This window comes from Phytobacter massiliensis JC163, assembly GCF_000321045.1.
GTDB lineage: Bacteria > Pseudomonadota > Gammaproteobacteria > Enterobacterales > Enterobacteriaceae > Phytobacter_A > Phytobacter_A massiliensis.
In genome coordinates this window covers 1-1,019 of sequence record NZ_CAEO01000179.1, presented here as the reverse complement: position 1 = coordinate 1,019, position 1,019 = coordinate 1, and the positions used below count along the sequence as shown (strand labels likewise).

The window sequence follows — 1,019 nt, the reverse complement described above, 5'->3', positions numbered from 1 at the left end:
TATCGCGAGTGTCATGGGTTGGGGTAAGGAGCTTTTCACTAGCAACATTACCGTAGTAGGTTTCATTACTTGCAAAAGGTGAGGTTTTCACAAACACGGCGATATGCCGGCAGTATTGACGTTCTTCGCGCAATTTCTCCGCTGCACGCTCGGCATACTGACAGACAGCCTGCCGCATTGCCTCATAAGACGTAATCCTCTCCCCAAAACTCCTGCTACATATAATCTGCTGCTTGGCCGGAGGTGCCTCTTCAAGTGAGATACAGGCCTCGCCGTTCAGCTCGCGCACTGTCCGTTCCAGGACCACGGTAAAGTTTTTACGTATAAACGCCGGGTTCATACGTGCCAGCTGCAGCGCAGTGGTAATTCCAAGCTGATTCAGTTTCTTTGCGATTCGCCTGCCAACCCCCCAGATATCTTCCACTGGCTGCAGAGACAGCAGTTTTTCCGTACGCCCGGGGTTGCCGGCGGTCAGGGCCAGAACGCCACCAAACTGGAGCCATTCTTTTGAGGCCCATTGCGCCGATTTCGCCAGGGTTTTGGTAGGCCCCATCCCGACACCGATGGTCAGCCCGGTGCCGTTCCTCACATGCTCCCGCAGCTGCCGGCCAAAAGTTTCAAATTCCGTACAGCCATCAATGCCGCGGATATCGAGGAACATTTCATCAATCGAATACTGTTCCACCCTGGGGGCCAGTTCCTCAAGGCAGCTCATCACGCGCGCCGACATCGAGGCGTAAAGCTCATAATTGCTTGAAAAAACTTGGACCTTTTCAGGGAACTGTATCTCTTTCAGCTGAAACCACGGCATGCCCATTTTGATCTGAAGCTGTTTCGCTTCGGCACTTCTCGCGATTACACAGCCATCATTGTTCGACAGAACGACGACCGGCCGGGCTCGCAGATCCGGTCTGAAGACTTTCTCGCAGCTTGCATAAAAGGAATTTACGTCAGCCAGGCCAAACATCAGAACATCTCCCGCGGCCGGTGGATGATATGCGTCACCACCCCGAATATTT

At 53.3% G+C, this 1,019-nt stretch carries 1 protein-coding gene; it reads right to left on the bottom strand.

Annotated elements, in window-relative coordinates:
* A partial coding sequence (gene umuC, locus ENTHG_RS00065; protein ID WP_044172003.1) for a translesion error-prone DNA polymerase V subunit UmuC occupies window positions 1–967 on the bottom strand: 967 nt, incomplete at its 3' end.
* Window positions 968–1,019: the final 52 nt, after the last annotated feature.